Raw genomic sequence first — 17008 nt, 5'->3', positions numbered from 1 at the left:
TTCGCCTCGTTACTCGATGACGACCAGCGGCTCGTCAAATTCAACCGGCTGACCACTTTCGACCAGAATCGCTTTCACAGTGCCTGATTTGTCTGCTTCGATCTGGTTCATCATTTTCATCGCTTCAACGATGCACAGGGTATCGCCTGCGTTGACTTTCTGACCCACTTCGATGAACGCTTTCGCATCCGGGCTCGGGGTGCGGTAGAAAGTACCAACCATTGGGGAACGTACGATGTGACCACTGATTTCTGCTGCAGCGGCAGGTGCGGCTTCAGCTGCTGGTGCAACGGCTGCGGAAAGCGCAGGCTGCTGCACTGGCGCAGCATAAGCCTGCTGCATTACCGGGAAGCTAGCGGCTGGGGCTGCACGGCTGATGCGTACAGACTCTTCGCCTTCAGAAATTTCCAGTTCGGAGATGCCTGATTCTTCAACCAGCTCGATCAGTTTTTTAATCTTACGAATATCCATGAGTGGGTTCCGTACTCTTGTTTAGTGTGATTGTGACAAGCGTTTTACCGCTGTCTGTAAAGCGTATGAATAGCCGTCAGCGCCCAGTCCGCAAATAACGCCAGCGGCGATATCTGATAGATAGGAATGGTGGCGGAACGGCTCTCGGGCGTGCACGTTGCTCAGGTGGATCTCGATAAACGGGATACTCACTGCGAGCAGTGCGTCGCGAATAGCAACACTGGTGTGCGTAAACGCGGCCGGATTGATCAGGATATAGTCCACAATGTCTTTAGCCTGATGAATACGGTCGATGATTGCGTACTCCGCGTTCGACTGAAAATGATCCAAATCCACATTCAGCGACGTTGCTTCCGTGCTCAGACGGTTAACAATTTCACTCAATGTTAGCGAGCCGTACTTCTCTGGCTCGCGGGTGCCGAGCATGTTCAGGTTCGGTCCGTTTAAAACTAAGATATGGAACTTATCAGCCATTGTGCCGCTATCTCCTGCGATTCTCCGGTAAAAAACAAAATATACCTTCGAAGCACGATTGTCACCTTTTCAGAGGCCTAAAACCGCTGTCGGGTAAACCAAAGTCGCACATTATAACGATTTCGTAGCATTTGGCAGCTAAATACTGGTCTTATCAGGGAAGATTATCAACCGCTATCCGAAAAAGATTCGCGGTTGACAGGGATTCTGCGGGAAAACGCACAGTTTCGCGAATTATCGCAACCACTGACGGAACTTCTTGTAACGCCATGCTAAAAGCGCCACAGCCAGCAGCGCGTAGAGCATGGGCTGCGGGGAGAGGATCTTCACCGACCACAGATAATGGATGGGTGCGAGGATCGCGACAAGATAGACGAAGTTGTGCAGCAGTTGCCAGCGCCTGCCCAATGTACGTTGTGCATATTGCGTTGATGTCAGTGCTAATGCCAGTAACACCAGCCAGCTCACGATACCTAACGTCAGGTACGGACGGGTGACCAGTTCGCGGCCCAGCAGTGCCAGGTTGTTAATGCCCAGTTCCAGCAAGGCGTAGCTGGTCAAATGGAGCGTCGCCCAGGCAAAACACCATAGTCCCAAAAGCCGGCGGGTGCGTATCAATAATGGCTGTTTAGCGTAGCGTGCTAACGGTGACACCAGCAAGGTCGCCAGTAAAAATTTCAGAGCCATCCGACCGGTAAAGTGCTGGATATCCTTTGCCGGATCAGCGCTAAAAAGCCCCTGGCTGGCGGCCCAGAATAACCAGATAAAAGGAAGCAACCCGGCTAAGTGCAACAGCACTTTCAGCCAGGTTATCTGTTTTGCCGTTAAACGCACTCAGAAGTTCTCCCGTAAATTAAGGCCACGGTAAAGCGACGCCACTTCATCAGCGTAGCCGTTAAACAGCAGTGTCGGCTGACGCTTCACATCCAGCGCGCCGCCGGAACCGATAAATCGCTCAGTGGCCTGCGACCAGCGGGGATGATCGACGTGCGGGTTCACATTGGCAAAAAAGCCATATTCGTCGGGTGCCGCCAGGTTCCAGGTCGTGGGTGGACGTTCGCGGGTGAGCTTAATGCTGACGATAGATTTAATCCCTTTAAAACCGTACTTCCACGGCACCGTTAAGCGAACAGGCGCGCCGTTCTGCGGCGGGAGTGCTTTGCCGTAAACACCGACGGTCAGCAGCGTAAGAGGATGCATCGCTTCATCGAGCCGTAACCCTTCGACATACGGATATGCAAGCCCACCGCCGATAAACCGATCTTTCTGGCCCGGCATCTCGTCCGGGGCGTAGCGCGTCTGGAAAGAGACATATTTTGCGTTGCTGGTGGGTTCAACCATCGCCAGCAGTTTATGCAGCGGGAAGCCTACCCAGGGCACAACCATCGACCAGGCTTCCACGCAGCGCATGCGGTAGATACGCTCTTCCAGTGGGAAACGGGTGGTGAGATCGTGATGGTCCAGCGTCAGCGGTTTTGCCACTTCACCGTCGATTTTCAGCGTCCACGGATCGGTTTTCATACTCCCCGCGTTGGCCGCAGGATCGGCCTTATCGAGACCAAATTCGTAGAAATTGTTATAGCCGGTCACTTTGTCTTCCGGCGTGAGCGTCAGTGTGTTTTGCCACTGAGCGGGCTTCGTAAAGGTGAGCGGGGCGCCGGAAGGGGCTTTGGGGCGATCGTTACCTTTAAACCAGTCGAGCAGGTCGGCATGAGCCGCAGGGGAAAGCGTCAGTGCGGTGGCGCTGATGCCAAGCATTTTCAGGATCTGGCGGCGCTGTAACATAAAGACAGATTCAGACGTTACGTCGGCTTCCGTCAGTTTTCGGGTTTTCATGGCATCCTCCGTCATGCGTTTTTCTAAGCATGACGGAGGAGAGGGATTAGCGCGAATATGTCACGAAAATTTGAAGATTAGGCAATTTTCACCAGTGCGCGGCCATGGAACTGGTTGTCCATGATCTTGCTGGCATATTCAGGCGCCTGGCTAAGCGTGATTTCGGTTGCGCTCTGAGTAAAGAACGTGTCCGGCAAATCGCGCTGCAGACGTTCCCAGGCCGCAATGCGGCGCGCCGCCGGGGTCATTACGGAATCAACACCCTGCAGGCGAACGTTACGCAGAATAAAGGGCATCACGGTGGTGGGCAGGGCAAAACCGCCCGCCAGACCACAGGCTGCCACGCAGCCGCCGTAGTTCATCTGCGCCAGCACTTTTGCCAGCACTTTGTCACCGACGGTATCTACCGCACCTGCCCAGAGCTGTTTTTCCAGTGGACGGGTTTCGGCAAACTCGTCGCGGCTCAGGATGCGATTAGCGCCGAGCTGACGCAGGTACGCGTGGGTGCTCTCGCGCCCGGATACTGCCGCAACCTGGTAACCCAGTTTGTGCAGCAATGTCACCGCCGTGCTGCCCACACCACCGCTGGCACCGGTCACGACGATCTCACCCGATTCAGGGCGAATACCGGCATCTTCCAGCGCCATCACGCACAGCATGGCGGTAAAGCCTGCTGTACCGATGATCATCGCTTTACGACCATCCAGGCCTTGTGGCATCGGCACCAGCCAGTCGCCTTTCACGCGCGCCTGTGTCGCCAGCCCGCCCCAGTGATTTTCACCCACGCCCCAGCCCGTGAGCAGCACCTGCTGGCCGGCATGGAAGCGCGGATCTTCGCTCGCATGAACCCGGCCCGCAAAATCGATACCTGGCACCATAGGGAAATTTCGGATGATTTTACCCTTCCCGGTAATAGCCAGCGCATCTTTATAATTTAAACTGGACCAGTCGATGTCGACGGTCACTTCGCCTGCCGGCAGTCGGCTCTCTTCAACGGCCTGCACCGAGGCAAGCGTTTTGCCGTCCTGCTGTTCTAAGATCAAAGCCTGCATACAGGGTCCTCACGACTCAGATGATTGGAAAATAGCTCCTGAAGACTATACTCCCTCAGGGAAAAGCAATGCCGATTTAACGCAATAAATTGCCAGATACGCCAGGTTTGATAGTATGCCGCATTTGAAATGCAAGTTAGCGCTTACTCGCTACCCCCTCAACCCACGGAGTTATCTCAAGGATGCGATTAACGACGAAGTTCTCGGCTTTTATCACCTTACTGACGGGGCTAACCATTTTTGTCACGCTCCTTGGCTGTTCTCTGAGCTTTTATAACGCCATTCAGGACAAGCTGGTTAATCGGGTGCAGTCTGTCGCGTCGGTGATTGATAATCGTCTCCTCACCACCCCGCTGCCGGCGCTGTCCCGCGAGCTGGATGAGTTGATGGTGCCTGTCGATATTGTCCAAATCGACATTCTGCAGGGAAAGCATAATGTTTTAAGCCATGCCCGGCAGGACAGCTATCGGCCTGCGGGCGTGGTAAGCCAGTACCGGGAAGTGACGGTGCATTCCCTTAAAAACCCGGGCATGACCATAAACATGGTCTACCTCGATCCGATGGCCAGCTACTTCCGCTCGATGATGACCACCGCGCCGCTCACCGTCGCCGTCGCGTTTATTGTCCTGCTGATTTTTCTCGCAGTTCGCTGGCTGCGCCGTCAGCTCTCTGGTCAGGAACTGCTGGAGATGCGTTCCGTGCGAATACTGAACGGTGAACGCGGCCCGCAGGTGCGCGGCTCGATCCATGAATGGCCTGCACGTGCCAGCAGTGCGCTGGATATGCTGCTCTCAGAAATTCAGTTCGCTAGCGACCAGCGCAGCCGTATGGACACGCTGATCCGCTCTTACGCTGCGCAGGATAATAAAACCGGGCTGAACAACCGTCTTTTCTTTGATAATCAACTGGCCACGTTGCTGGACGATCCGGAAAAAGTCGGGACGCACGGTGTTGTCATGATGATTCGCCTGCCCGATTTCGATCTGCTGCGCGACACCTGGGGACAGCGCGTGGCGGAAGAGAATCTCTTTACGCTGATCAACCTGCTCTCCACCTTTATTATGCGTTATCCGGGTGCGCTACTGGCCCGTTATCACCGCAGCGACTTTGCCGTGCTGCTGCCTCACCGTACTCTGAAAGAGTCAGAAAGCATCGCCAGCCAGCTGCTGAAAGCGGTGGATGCGCTGCCGCAGAGCAAAATGCTCGACAGGGACGATATGGTTCATATGGGCATCTGTGCCTGGCGCGGCGGCCAGTCGACGGAACAGGTGATGGAACATGCTGAAGCGGCAACCCGTAACGCCGTGTTGCAGGGCGCTAACGGCTGGGCAGTGTACGACGATTCGTTACCAGAAAAAGGGCGCGGCAATGTGCGCTGGCGAACGTTGATAGAGCAAATGCTCAGCCGCGGCGGGCCGCGCATTTATCAAAAACCGGCGGTGATGAAAAACGGGAACGTTCATCACCGTGAGCTGATGTGCCGTATTTTTGACGGTACGGAAGAGGTCATCTCCGCGGAATATTTACCGATGGTGCTGCAGTTTGGGCTTTCTGAAGAGTACGACCGCCAGCAGATCACCCGACTCATTCCGTTTTTATCCTTTTGGCCCGAAGAAAACCTGGCGCTACAGGTTACCGTGGAGTCGTTAATTCGCCCGCGTTTTCAGCGCTGGTTGCGTGATACATTAATGCAATGCGAAAAATCGCAACGCAAACACATTATTTTTGAACTTGCTGAGGCGGATGTGGGTCAACACATCAGCCGGTTACGTCCGGTAGTACGGTTGATTAATGCGCTAGGTGCCCGTGTCGCGGTCACGCAGGCGGGTTTAACGCTGGTTAGTACTAACTGGATTAAGGAACTGGATGTGGAGTTATTAAAGCTGCATCCGGGGCTGGTAAGGAACATTGAAAAGCGCACGGAAAACCAGCTGCTGGTACAGAGTCTGGTGGAAGCGTGCAAGGGAACGCGAACACAAGTCTTTGCCACGGGCGTGCGCTCCAGAAGCGAATGGCAGATGTTGACAGAGCGCGGTGTGACGGGCGGTCAGGGGGATTTTTTTGCCTCCTCTCAGCCGCTTGACACCAATGTGAAAAAATATTTGCAAAGATACTCTGTTTGACCTGCCGTTTAATCCGTTTTCACGTAGAATATCGCGCCTGTAGCTTTGAGTATGACGAGCAAAAAGCCAGTGAACGACCTTTAGCGGGTTACAAATGTCAGTGAGGGACGCTACTGTGTACTCAGCCCTGAGGGAATCAGGGAAAGATTTGTAACATCAGGATACGAACTGCACAAATTTTCACCGCTGCAGATGATTTTTGCGCCTTGTCGCTGCTGCGTGTGGTTGGTAAAGTAAGCGGATTTTGTTTTCCGCCCCAGCTTTCAGGATTATCCCTTAGTATGTTGAAAAAATTTCGTGGCATGTTTTCCAATGACCTGTCCATTGACCTGGGTACCGCGAATACCCTTATTTACGTTAAAGGACAAGGCATCGTATTGAATGAGCCTTCCGTTGTGGCCATTCGTCAGGATCGTGCCGGCTCGCCGAAAAGCGTAGCCGCTGTGGGTCATGACGCGAAGCAGATGCTGGGACGTACCCCTGGCAACATCGCCGCAATCCGCCCAATGAAAGACGGCGTTATCGCTGACTTCTTCGTGACTGAAAAAATGCTTCAGCACTTCATCAAGCAGGTTCACAGCAACAGCTTCATGCGCCCAAGCCCGCGTGTTCTGGTGTGTGTGCCGGTTGGCGCCACCCAGGTTGAACGTCGCGCAATCCGTGAATCAGCCCAGGGTGCAGGCGCGCGTGAAGTGTTCCTGATTGAAGAGCCAATGGCGGCGGCAATCGGTGCGGGTCTGCCTGTTTCTGAAGCGACCGGTTCTATGGTGGTGGATATCGGTGGTGGTACCACTGAAGTGGCCGTTATCTCCCTGAACGGCGTGGTGTACTCCTCTTCCGTGCGTATCGGTGGCGATCGTTTCGACGAAGCCATCATTAATTATGTGCGTCGTAACTACGGTTCCCTGATCGGCGAAGCGACCGCTGAGCGTATCAAGCATGAAATCGGTTCCGCTTACCCGGGCGATGAAGTGCGTGAAATCGAAGTTCGCGGCCGTAACCTGGCTGAAGGTGTTCCACGCGGCTTTACCCTGAACTCCAACGAAATTCTGGAAGCGCTGCAGGAACCTCTGACCGGTATCGTGAGCGCAGTGATGGTTGCCCTGGAACAGTGCCCACCAGAACTGGCGTCTGACATCTCCGAGCGCGGTATGGTTCTGACCGGTGGTGGTGCGCTGCTGCGTAACCTCGACCGCCTGTTAATGGAAGAGACAGGTATTCCTGTCGTAGTTGCAGAAGATCCACTGACTTGCGTCGCCCGTGGTGGTGGCAAGGCGCTGGAAATGATCGACATGCACGGCGGCGACTTGTTCAGCGAAGAGTAGTCATTGTGAAAGGGTAGCGTATCGCTACCCTTTCTCTCTGACACGAGAATACGCATAGCCTATGAAGCCAATTTTTAGCCGTGGCCCATCGCTACAGTTTCGCCTCATTCTGGCGGTCCTGGTTGCGCTTGGGGTCATTATTGCCGATAGCCGCCTCGGTACGTTCAGTCAGATCAGAACGTACATGGATACCGCCGTCAGTCCTTTCTACTTTATTTCAAATGGTCCCCGTGAGTTGCTCGACTCCGTTTCCCAAACGTTGTCTTCACGTGACCAACTCGAACTCGAAAACCGGGCATTACGTCAGGAACTGCTGTTGAAAAACAGCGAGCTGCTGATGCTGGGACAATATAAGCAGGAAAACGCGCGTCTGCGTGAGCTGCTTGGCTCGCCGCTGCGTCAGGATGAGCAGAAGATGGTGACGCAGGTGATCTCCACCGTCAACGATCCCTACAGCGATCAGGTTGTGATCGACAAAGGAAGCGTGAACGGTGTGTATGAAGGTCAGCCTGTTATCAGTGATAAAGGCGTTGTAGGCCAGGTTGTTGCTGTGGCCAAACTGACCAGCCGCGTTCTGCTGATCTGCGATGCCACGCATGCGTTGCCGATTCAGGTACTGCGTAATGACATTCGCGTCATCGCGGCCGGTAACGGGTGTACCGACGATCTCCAGCTGGAACATCTGCCGGCTAACACGGACATTCGTGTGGGCGACGTTCTGGTGACGTCGGGTCTGGGTGGACGTTTCCCTGAAGGGTATCCGGTTGCGGTTGTCTCTTCGGTGAAGCTTGATACGCAGCGTGCCTATACCGTGATTCAGGCGCGTCCAACCGCGGGTTTACAGCGTCTTCGCTACCTGCTGCTGCTGTGGGGCGCCGACCGCAATGGTGCTAACCCCATGACGCCTGAAGATGTTCATCGCGTCGCGAATGAACGCCTGATGCAAATGATGCCGCAGGTTCTGCCGGCACCGGATGCCATGGGACCCCCTGCGCCAGTACCGGCCCCTGCTACGGGGCTAACGCAGCCGCTGCCGGATGCACCGCCACCGCCTAAACTCTCCTCGGGAGGGCAGTAGTGGCAAGTTATCGTAGCCAGGGACGCTGGGTTATCTGGCTCTCATTTCTCATTGCGCTGTTACTGCAAATCATGCCCTGGCCGGACGACATTCTCGTTTTCCGGCCAAACTGGGTATTGCTCATTTTGCTCTACTGGATCCTTGCCCTGCCGCACCGCGTAAATGTCGGCACAGGTTTTGTGATGGGTGCCATACTGGATCTCATTAGTGGCTCTACGCTTGGCGTGCGCGCCTTGTCCATGAGTATTATTGCGTACCTCGTCGCACTTAAATTCCAGCTCTTTCGTAACCTCGCGCTCTGGCAACAGGCGCTGGTGGTGATGTTGTTGTCGCTTGCTGCGGATATCGTTGTTTTCTGGGCAGAGTTTTTAGTGATCAACGTCTCTTTCCGACCGGAAGTGTTCTGGAGTAGTGTAGTAAACGGTGTGCTCTGGCCGTGGCTGTTCCTGCTGATGCGTAAGGTTCGCCAGCAGTTTGCTGTGCAATAAAAGGTTTCTATGACGTCTCTATATCTTGCTTCTGGTTCTCCGCGTCGTCAGGAGTTGCTCACTCAGCTGGGCGTCTCCTTTGAACGCATCGTTACGGGCATCGAAGAGAAACGCGCTGAAGGCGAAAGTGCCCAGCAGTACGTTTCTCGACTGGCGCGTGAGAAAGCGCAGGCAGGCGTGGCGCAAACGCCGCGTGACTTGCCGGTGCTGGGGGCAGATACCATCGTTATTCTTAACGGTGAAGTGCTTGAGAAACCGCACGACGCTGAACATGCGGCGCGCATGCTGCGCAAAATGTCCGGACAAACACATCAGGTAATGACCGCCGTCGCGCTGGCGGACAGCCAGCACGTGCTGGATTGCCTGGTGGTGACGGACGTGACATTCAGAGTGCTTACCGACGACGAGATCGCCGCTTATATCACCAGCGGTGAACCGATGGATAAGGCAGGTGCATACGGTATTCAGGGGCTGGGTGGCTGTTTTGTCAGGAAGATTAATGGCAGCTATCACGCCGTAGTCGGCTTACCGCTGGTGGAAACGTATGAGTTGCTGAGCAATTTTAACTCACTGCGTGAGGGAAGGGATAATTATGACGGCTGAATTGTTGGTAAACGTAACGCCATCGGAAACCCGTGTGGCCTATATTGATGGTGGCATTCTTCAGGAAATTCATATTGAGCGTGAAGCGCGGCGCGGAATAGTAGGCAATATCTACAAAGGTCGTGTCAGTCGTGTACTACCGGGTATGCAGGCGGCTTTTGTAGATATTGGACTGGATAAGGCGGCATTTTTACATGCCTCCGACATTATGCCGCATACCGAGTGCGTCGCGGGCGAAGAGCAAAAGCAGTTTGCCGTGCGCGATATCTCCGAACTGGTGCGTCAGGGCCAGGATCTGATGGTGCAGGTTGTCAAAGATCCGCTGGGCACGAAAGGCGCCCGTCTGACTACCGACATTACCTTGCCTTCCCGCTATCTGGTCTTCATGCCTGGCGCGTCCCACGTGGGCGTTTCGCAGCGCATTGAAAGCGAAAGCGAGCGCGAGCGTCTTAAAAAAGTGGTCAGCGCTTACTGCGATGAACAGGGCGGGTTTATCATCCGTACCGCCGCAGAAGGGATCAGTGAAGACGATCTGGCGTCTGATGCGGCCTACCTCAAGCGCGTCTGGACCAAAGTCATGGAGCGTAAAAAACGCAACCAGACCCGCTACCAGCTTTACGGCGAACTGGCGCTTGCTCAGCGCGTCCTGCGTGATTTTGCCGATGCACAGCTCGACAGAATTCGCGTGGATTCCCGCCTGACCTATGAAGCACTGCTGGAATTTACCGCCGAATACATTCCCGAAATGCCTGGCCTGCTGGAGCATTACACGGGGCGTCAGCCTATCTTCGATCTCTATGACGTCGAAAATGAGATCCAGCGAGCGCTGGAACGCAAGGTTGAACTGAAGTCCGGCGGCTATCTGATCATCGATCAGACCGAAGCGATGACGACGGTGGATATCAACACCGGCGCGTTTGTCGGCCATCGCAACCTGGATGACACCATCTTTAATACCAACATCGAAGCCACGCAGGCCATCGCCCGCCAGCTTCGCCTGCGCAATCTGGGCGGCATTATCATCATCGACTTTATCGATATGAGTAATGAAGACCATCGCCGTCGTGTGCTGCACTCGCTGGAGCAGGCGCTGAGTAAAGATCGCGTGAAAACCAGCATCAACGGCTTCTCACAGCTGGGGCTGGTGGAAATGACGCGTAAGCGTACCCGCGAAAGCGTGGAGCATGTGCTGTGCAATGAATGCCCAACCTGCCACGGACGTGGCACAGTAAAGACGGTTGAGACCGTCTGCTACGAGATCATGCGTGAAATCGTTCGCGTTCATCATGCCTACGACTCCGATCGTTTTCTGGTCTATGCTTCCCCTGCGGTGGCTGAAGCGCTGAAAGGCGAAGAGTCGCACGCGCTGGCGGAAGTGGAAATCTTTGTCGGCAAACAGGTAAAAGTTCAAATCGAACCGCTCTATAACCAGGAGCAGTTTGACGTCGTGATGATGTAAGACGCGGTACGCCGCGTGACCAAAGCTGACAAGGAGAGATGAGTGAGGCGATTGCCGGGGATTTTATTGCTTACAGGGGCAACGCTGGTCGTGATTGTCGCGTTGCTCGTGAGCGGGCTGCGCCTCGTTTTACCGCATCTGGACAGCTGGCGTCCGCAGCTGCTGGCAAAAATCGAATCCACCACCGGTGTCCCGGTGGACGTGAGCCAGATAAGCGCCAGCTGGCAGAATTTTGGTCCGACGCTTGATGTCCGGGATATCAATGCCAGCCTGAAAGATGGCGGCTATCTGAAAATCAAACGCGTCACCCTGGCGCTGGATGTCTGGCAAAGCCTGCTCCATTTTCGCTGGCAGTTCCGCGATCTCACCTTTTATCAGCTTCAGTTTCTGACCAATACCCCGCTGTCCGGCGGCGATAGCAATCAGAGCCTTGAAACCAACCGCTTCAGCGATCTCTTCCTGCGTCAGTTCGATCATTTCGATCTGCGCGACAGCGAAGTGAGCTTTATTACCCTCTCCGGACAGCGCGCTGAACTGGCGATCCCACAGCTGACCTGGCTCAACGGCAAAGAACGCCATCGCGCGGAAGGACAGGTGAATCTCTCCAGCCTGAACGGCCAGCACGGCGTGATGCAGGTTCGTATGGATCTGCGCGACGACGACGGTTTGTTAAATAACGGCAAGGTATGGCTGCAGGCCGACGACGTGGATGTTAAGCCGTGGCTCGGCGACTGGTTACAGCAAAATATGCAGCTGGAAACCGCCCGTTTTAGCCTTGAAGGCTGGATGACCCTGACGAAAGGGGTATTTGCCAGCGGCGATATCTGGCTTAAGCAGGGGGGCGCAAGCTGGAAGGGCGAAAAACAGCAGCATCAACTTTCGGTCGATAACCTCACCGCGCACGTGACGAAAGAGAAAGAGGGCTGGCAGTTTGCCATTCCGGACACACGCATCACCATGGATAACAAACCCTGGCCGCGCGGGGCTCTGACGCTGGCCTGGATGCCGGAACAGGATGTCGGTGGGGCGACCAGCAAACGCAGTGACGAGCTGCGTATTCGCGCCAGCAACCTTGATCTGGCCGCAATAGAAGGTCTGCGCTCGATGGCCGCCAAGCTCTCTCCGGATCTGGGGGAGATCTGGCTGGCAACGCAGCCAAGCGGAAAGATAGATTCGCTGGCGCTGGATATCCCGCTTCAGGCCACGGAAAAGACCCGTTTTCAGGCCGCATGGAAAGGTCTGGCCTGGAAGCAGTGGAAGATGTTACCGGGGGCGGAAAACTTCAGCGGTAAGCTGGAAGGGAGCGTTGAGAACGGCAGGTTAACGGTCGATATGCATGATGCCAGAATGCCTTACGAAACGGTCTTCCGTGCGCCGCTGGAAATTGAACAAGGCAATGCGGTGCTCAACTGGTTGCGTAACGATAAAGGCTTCCAGCTGGATGGGCGCCATATCGATGTGAAAGCCAAAGCGGTGCATGCGCGTGGCGATTTCCGCTATCTGCAGCCTGAAGGTGAAGAGCCGTGGCTGGGTATTCTGGCCGGGATCAGCACTAACGACGGTTCTCAGGCCTGGCGCTACTTCCCCGAGAACCTGATGGGCAAAGCGCTGGTGGACTATCTGAGCGGCGCGATCCAGGGCGGCCAGGCGGATAATGCCACCCTGGTCTACGGCGGTAATCCGCATCTTTTCCCGTACAAGCACAATGAAGGTCAATTCCAGGTGCTGGTGCCGCTGCACAACGCCACCTTTGCCTTCCAGCCGGGCTGGCCTGCGCTGAAAAATCTCGACATTGAACTTAATTTTATCAATGACGGATTATGGATGAAGGCAGACAACGTGGCGCTGGGCGGCGTAACGGCCAGTAACCTGACGGCAAACATTCCGGATTACTCAAAAGAGAAGCTTTTGATCGATGCCGACATTAACGGCCCCGGGAAAGCGGTCGGCCCCTATTTTGAAGACACGCCGCTGAAAGAGTCACTGGCAGCCACCCTTCAGCAGCTGCAGCTGGATGGCGATGTGAGTGCTCGCTTACATCTTGATATCCCGCTCGACGGTGAAATGACCACCGCCAAAGGCGACGTCCGTCTCAATAACAACAGCCTGTATATTAAGCCGCTTGAAAGCACCCTGAAGAACCTCAGCGGGCAGTTTAGCTTTGAGAACGGTAACCTGAAGAGCGAGCCGCTCACGGCCAGCTGGTTTAATCAGCCTGTGAATATTGATTTCTCGACCACCGAGGGCGAGAAAGCTTATCAGGTAGCCGTCAACCTGGACGGCAACTGGCAGCCATCGCGCATGGATGTTCTGCCAAAGCCGATTGAGGAGTCCGTTAACGGTGCAGTCTCCTGGAATGGCAAGGTGGCAATTGAACTGCCTTATCACGCCGGTGCGCGCTATAAAGTTGATATCACTGGCGATCTGAAAAACATTCAGAGCCAGTTGCCTGCACCGCTGGATAAATCGTCCGGTCAACCGCTGCCAATAAAGGTTAACGTCGATGGCAATCTTAACAGCTTCGCGCTGACCGGCAGTGCGGGTGAGAAAAACCATTTCAACAGCCGCTGGCTGCTTAACCGTAAGCTCACGCTCGACAGAGCCATCTGGACGACGGACAGCCGCACCACGCCGCCGCTGCCCGATCACACCGGCATTGAGCTTAATCTGCCACCAATGGACGGGGCCGAGTGGCTGGCCCTGTTCCAGAAGGGCGTGGGCCAAAACGTTGATGAGGCTGCCCAGTTCCCGCAGAGCATTACTGTTCGTACGCCGTCGCTGATGCTGGGTGGACAGCAGTGGAATAACCTGAGCATTGTTTCGCAGCCGACGGCGAACGGGTCAAAAGTCGAAGCCCAGGGCCGCGAGATCAATGGCACGCTGACCATGCGCGACAACGCGCCGTGGCAGGCGGCGATTCGCTATCTTTACTACAACCCGGCCACCGCGAGCGGAAAAGATCGTCCGTCAAATACGGCGCCGTTGAATAACCCAACCCGTATCGACTTCAGCGGCTGGCCCGATCTCCAGCTACGCTGTGCTGAGTGCTGGCTTTGGGGTCAAAAGTATGGCCGTATTGACGGCGATTTCGCCATTAAGGGGAATACGCTGAGCCTTGCGGGCGGGCTTATCGACACCGGCTTTGGCCGTCTGAGGGCCGCCGGGGAGTGGGTTAATAACCCGGGCGAGCAGCGAACCTCTTTGAAGGGCGACATCAAGGGCAATAAACTGGATTCCGTGGCTAACTTCTTTGGCATCAGCACGCCGCTGCGGGGGTCATCATTTGACGTGAATTACGATCTCCACTGGCGAGCGGCACCGTGGACGCCGGATGAAGCCTCGCTGAACGGCATTCTGAAAACCCGCTTTGGCAAGGGTGAGATTGCCGATGTGAGTACCGGGCATGCGGGCCAGATACTGCGTCTGTTGAGCTTTGATGCCCTGCTGCGTAAGCTGCGTTTCGACTTTAGCGATACCTTCAGCGAAGGTTTCTATTACGACTCTATCCGCAGTACGGCATGGATCAAAGACGGGGTGCTGCATACCGACGATACGCTGGTGGACGGCCTGGAAGCGGATATTGCGATGAAAGGCTCGGTCAACCTCGTGCGCCGCGAACTGGATATGGAAGCGGTGGTGGCACCTGAAATTTCTGCCACCGTCGGCGTGGCGGCGGCTTTTGTGGTGAACCCGATTGTCGGTGCGGCGGTGTTTGCCGCCAGTAAAGTGCTGGGGCCGCTGTGGAGCAAAGTCTCTATTCTGCGCTATCGCATCACCGGGCCGGTGGATAAACCGCAGATTAATGAAGTGCTGCGCCAGCCGCGCAAAGATGCACAGCAATGATTTGACGTGGGCAGGTAATTGCCTCACTCTCAATAAATACGATTTATATACCGCCACGGGCGGCAACGAACGAGTAGCAATACGATGAGTCTGAACCTGGTAAGTGAACATTTGCTCGCAGCGAACGGCCTGAGCCATCAGGACCTGTTCTCCATTCTTGGTCAACTGACCGAACGCCGTCTCGACTACGGCGATCTCTATTTCCAGTCGAGCTATCACGAATCCTGGGTTTTAGAAGACAGCATCATTAAAGATGGCTCTTATAACATTGACCAGGGTGTCGGTGTACGTGCCGTCAGCGGCGAGAAAACCGGTTTTGCTTATGCCGACCAGATTAGCCTGGCCGCACTGGAGCAGAGCGCGCTGGCCGCGCGGACTATCGTTCGCGAAACCGGTGACGGTCGCGTGAAGACGCTGGGTGAAGTGCAGCACTCCGCACTCTATACCAGTATCGATCCCCTGCAGAGCATGAGCCGTGAAGAGAAACTGGACATCCTGCGTCGCGTGGATAAAGTCGCGCGCGCTGCGGATAAACGCGTGCAGGAAGTCTCTGCCAGCCTGAGCGGTGTCTATGAACTGATCCTGGTCGCGGCGACAGACGGCACGCTGGCAGCGGATGTGCGTCCGCTGGTACGTCTTTCTGTCAGCGTGCAGGTTGAAGACGACGGTAAGCGTGAGCGCGGTTCAAGCGGTGGCGGCGGTCGTTTTGGTTATGACTGGTTCCTGGGCGATGTTGACGGTGAAGCACGCGCTGACGCGTGGGCAAAAGAGGCCGTGCGCATGGCGCTGGTGAACCTGTCTGCCGTGGCGGCACCCGCCGGTACATTGCCGGTGGTACTCGGCGCAGGCTGGCCTGGCGTGCTGCTGCACGAAGCGGTGGGCCACGGTCTGGAAGGCGATTTTAACCGTCGCGGCACCTCCGTATTCAGCGGCCAGATGGGACAACGCGTCTCTTCTGAACTCTGTACCGTGGTTGATGACGGCACGATGCAGGATCGCCGTGGCTCGATTTCAATCGACGATGAAGGTACGCCCGGGCAGTACAACGTGCTGATCGAAAATGGCGTCCTGAAAGGCTACATGCAGGACAAACTCAACGCGCGTCTGATGGGCGTTGCGCCAACGGGCAACGGCCGTCGTGAATCCTACGCGCATCTGCCGATGCCGCGTATGACGAACACTTACATGTTGCCGGGTAAATCCACACCGCAGGAGATCATCGAGTCCGTTGATTACGGCATCTTCGCGCCAAACTTTGGTGGCGGTCAGGTAGATATCACCTCCGGTAAGTTCGTCTTCTCCACTTCAGAAGCGTATCTGATTGAGAAAGGCAAAGTGACCAAAGCGGTGAAGGGGGCGACCCTGATTGGCTCCGGTATTGAAGCCATGCAGCAAATCTCCATGGTCGGTAACGATCTGAAGCTGGATAACGGCGTTGGTGTTTGCGGTAAAGAGGGCCAGAGCCTGCCGGTTGGCGTCGGTCAGCCAACGCTGAAAGTGGATAACCTGACGGTGGGCGGCACCGCCTGACCTGAATCAATCTGAAAAAATGGCGCGACTGTAAAAGTCGCGCCATTTTTTTTAACGTGCGTTACCCAGCGGGATCTCCGGGTCGGGCTCGTGCGTGATGCGGTTGCGTAGGTCACGACGAATGATTTCAATCGACCAGAACCAGATCAAATGCCCCACGATCTCTGAGACGTGTTCGTACCAGGGCAGTTCGAACAGCGGGGGTGTCAGCCCCATCAGCGGGAAGGAGATCATGTGAACAAAAAGCTGTGCTAACGCACCCGCCAGTAAACCTTGCCAGAGTTTAATTTTTGGGAAGACTTCAGCAACTACACAATACCCTACAGCAAAGACGATAGAGAAAATAATATGTGTTACACCGACCGCGTTAAATATATGTCCGGCAAAGGAATAAACCGCGGCGTTAGGGTCAGCAATGCCCAGCCAGTCGCGTAAAAATACATAAGGAGGATTTAAAAAATTGCGGGAACAATCAATCTGACCTGCGGCTCTTATTAATTGCTCCGGTCCGCATGCGCTGGTGAATAAATCGGTAGGGCTTCGCGGCGGAAGCGGCACCTCTGCTCCCCATTTTACGAAGGCGGAGACAATCCCTGCAATCAAACCAATGAACGCGGCGAGTCCATAGCGCCTGCGTGAAGGCGGTGTTTGTTCAAATATATTCATTTCTTTTCCTTGTTTAACGTCATCCTGAGAAATACATTTTATTATTCATATCGGTAACAA

The 17008-nt window shown here is 55.2% G+C and carries 14 protein-coding genes; 8 read left to right on the top strand and 6 right to left on the bottom strand.

Features of this window, described 5'->3' with window-relative positions:
* Positions 1-9: 9 nt before the first annotated feature.
* The 5 genes from accB to AB6731_RS16850 form a co-directional block, all read right to left on the bottom strand.
* Entirely contained in the window at positions 10-471 is a 462-nt protein-coding gene (gene accB / locus AB6731_RS16870) for an acetyl-CoA carboxylase biotin carboxyl carrier protein (protein ID WP_014171866.1), read from the bottom strand.
* Positions 472-492: 21 nt separating this feature from the next.
* Positions 493-945, bottom strand: coding sequence for a type II 3-dehydroquinate dehydratase (aroQ, locus tag AB6731_RS16865; RefSeq protein ID WP_047956178.1), 453 nt, complete (start codon positions 943-945; stop codon positions 493-495).
* Between the two features lie 234 nt (positions 946-1179).
* The gene (msrQ, locus tag AB6731_RS16860; protein WP_047956177.1) at positions 1180-1779 is read right to left on the bottom strand and encodes a protein-methionine-sulfoxide reductase heme-binding subunit MsrQ; all 600 of its coding nucleotides are present in this window, start codon (positions 1777-1779) and stop codon (positions 1180-1182) included.
* Positions 1780-2781, bottom strand: coding sequence for a protein-methionine-sulfoxide reductase catalytic subunit MsrP (msrP, locus tag AB6731_RS16855; protein ID WP_020883504.1), 1002 nt, complete (start codon positions 2779-2781; stop codon positions 1780-1782).
* Between the two features lie 77 nt (positions 2782-2858).
* A complete protein-coding gene (locus tag AB6731_RS16850; RefSeq protein ID WP_020883505.1) occupies positions 2859-3833 on the bottom strand; it encodes an MDR family oxidoreductase in 975 nt (324 codons plus the stop codon).
* A 182-nt stretch (positions 3834-4015) separates the two neighbouring features.
* On the opposite strand from AB6731_RS16850, the gene csrD reads away from it, so the two are divergent.
* The 8 genes from csrD (at position 4016) to tldD (ending at position 16282) form a co-directional block, all read left to right on the top strand.
* The gene (gene csrD / locus AB6731_RS16845) at positions 4016-5956 is read left to right on the top strand and encodes an RNase E specificity factor CsrD (RefSeq protein ID WP_371006579.1); all 1941 of its coding nucleotides are present in this window, start codon (positions 4016-4018) and stop codon (positions 5954-5956) included.
* 281 nt (positions 5957-6237) lie between these two features.
* Complete coding sequence (mreB, locus tag AB6731_RS16840) at positions 6238-7281, top strand: rod shape-determining protein MreB (protein WP_000913396.1); 1044 nt, start codon at positions 6238-6240, stop codon at positions 7279-7281.
* A gap of 61 nt (positions 7282-7342) precedes the next feature.
* The gene (mreC, locus tag AB6731_RS16835; protein ID WP_014171860.1) at positions 7343-8359 is read left to right on the top strand and encodes a rod shape-determining protein MreC; all 1017 of its coding nucleotides are present in this window, start codon (positions 7343-7345) and stop codon (positions 8357-8359) included.
* Positions 8359-8847, top strand: coding sequence for a rod shape-determining protein MreD (gene mreD / locus AB6731_RS16830; RefSeq protein WP_014071997.1), 489 nt, complete (start codon positions 8359-8361; stop codon positions 8845-8847). The genes mreC and mreD overlap by 1 nt, the downstream gene beginning before the upstream one ends.
* 9 nt (positions 8848-8856) lie before the next feature.
* The gene (locus tag AB6731_RS16825) at positions 8857-9450 is read left to right on the top strand and encodes a nucleoside triphosphate pyrophosphatase (protein ID WP_014171859.1); all 594 of its coding nucleotides are present in this window, start codon (positions 8857-8859) and stop codon (positions 9448-9450) included.
* Positions 9440-10909: a ribonuclease G gene (rng, locus tag AB6731_RS16820; RefSeq protein ID WP_014885432.1), complete on the top strand. Its 1470-nt coding sequence runs from the start codon at positions 9440-9442 to the stop codon at positions 10907-10909. The genes AB6731_RS16825 and rng overlap by 11 nt, the downstream gene beginning before the upstream one ends.
* Positions 10910-10951: 42 nt before the next feature.
* A complete protein-coding gene (yhdP, locus tag AB6731_RS16815; protein ID WP_049021931.1) occupies positions 10952-14752 on the top strand; it encodes an AsmA2 domain-containing protein YhdP in 3801 nt (1266 codons plus the stop codon).
* Between the two features lie 84 nt (positions 14753-14836).
* Entirely contained in the window at positions 14837-16282 is a 1446-nt protein-coding gene (gene tldD, locus AB6731_RS16810; RefSeq protein ID WP_014171856.1) for a metalloprotease TldD, read from the top strand.
* 51 nt (positions 16283-16333) lie between these two features.
* Here tldD and AB6731_RS16805 read toward each other — a convergent pair whose 3' ends face one another.
* On the bottom strand, positions 16334-16948 hold the full coding sequence (locus AB6731_RS16805; RefSeq protein WP_049021930.1) for a YagU family protein: 615 nt from the start codon (positions 16946-16948) through the stop codon (positions 16334-16336).
* Between the last annotated feature and the right edge of the window lie 60 nt (positions 16949-17008).

Origin of the sequence: Enterobacter sp. RCC_40 (genome assembly GCF_041360735.1) — a bacterium.
Taxonomy (GTDB): Bacteria; Pseudomonadota; Gammaproteobacteria; order Enterobacterales; family Enterobacteriaceae; genus Enterobacter; species Enterobacter ludwigii.
This window is presented reverse-complemented; position numbering and strand designations above follow the sequence as displayed.

Bases quoted from the DNA above. Each gene is read 5' to 3' on its own strand.
- mreC (WP_014171860.1), top strand. From the start codon at position 7,343: ATGAAGCCAATTTTTAGCCGTGGCCCATCGCTACAGTTTCGCCTCATT.
- mreB (WP_000913396.1), top strand. From the start codon at position 6,238: ATGTTGAAAAAATTTCGTGGCATGTTTTCCAATGACCTGTCCATTGAC.
- msrP (WP_020883504.1), bottom strand. From the start codon at position 2,781: ATGAAAACCCGAAAACTGACGGAAGCCGACGTAACGTCTGAATCTGTC.
- csrD (WP_371006579.1), top strand. From the start codon at position 4,016: ATGCGATTAACGACGAAGTTCTCGGCTTTTATCACCTTACTGACGGGG.
- AB6731_RS16850 (WP_020883505.1), bottom strand. From the start codon at position 3,833: ATGCAGGCTTTGATCTTAGAACAGCAGGACGGCAAAACGCTTGCCTCG.
- aroQ (WP_047956178.1), bottom strand. From the start codon at position 945: ATGGCTGATAAGTTCCATATCTTAGTTTTAAACGGACCGAACCTGAAC.
- accB (WP_014171866.1), bottom strand. From the start codon at position 471: ATGGATATTCGTAAGATTAAAAAACTGATCGAGCTGGTTGAAGAATCA.
- AB6731_RS16805 (WP_049021930.1), bottom strand. From the start codon at position 16,948: ATGAATATATTTGAACAAACACCGCCTTCACGCAGGCGCTATGGACTC.
- rng (WP_014885432.1), top strand. From the start codon at position 9,440: ATGACGGCTGAATTGTTGGTAAACGTAACGCCATCGGAAACCCGTGTG.
- tldD (WP_014171856.1), top strand. From the start codon at position 14,837: ATGAGTCTGAACCTGGTAAGTGAACATTTGCTCGCAGCGAACGGCCTG.
- AB6731_RS16825 (WP_014171859.1), top strand. From the start codon at position 8,857: ATGACGTCTCTATATCTTGCTTCTGGTTCTCCGCGTCGTCAGGAGTTG.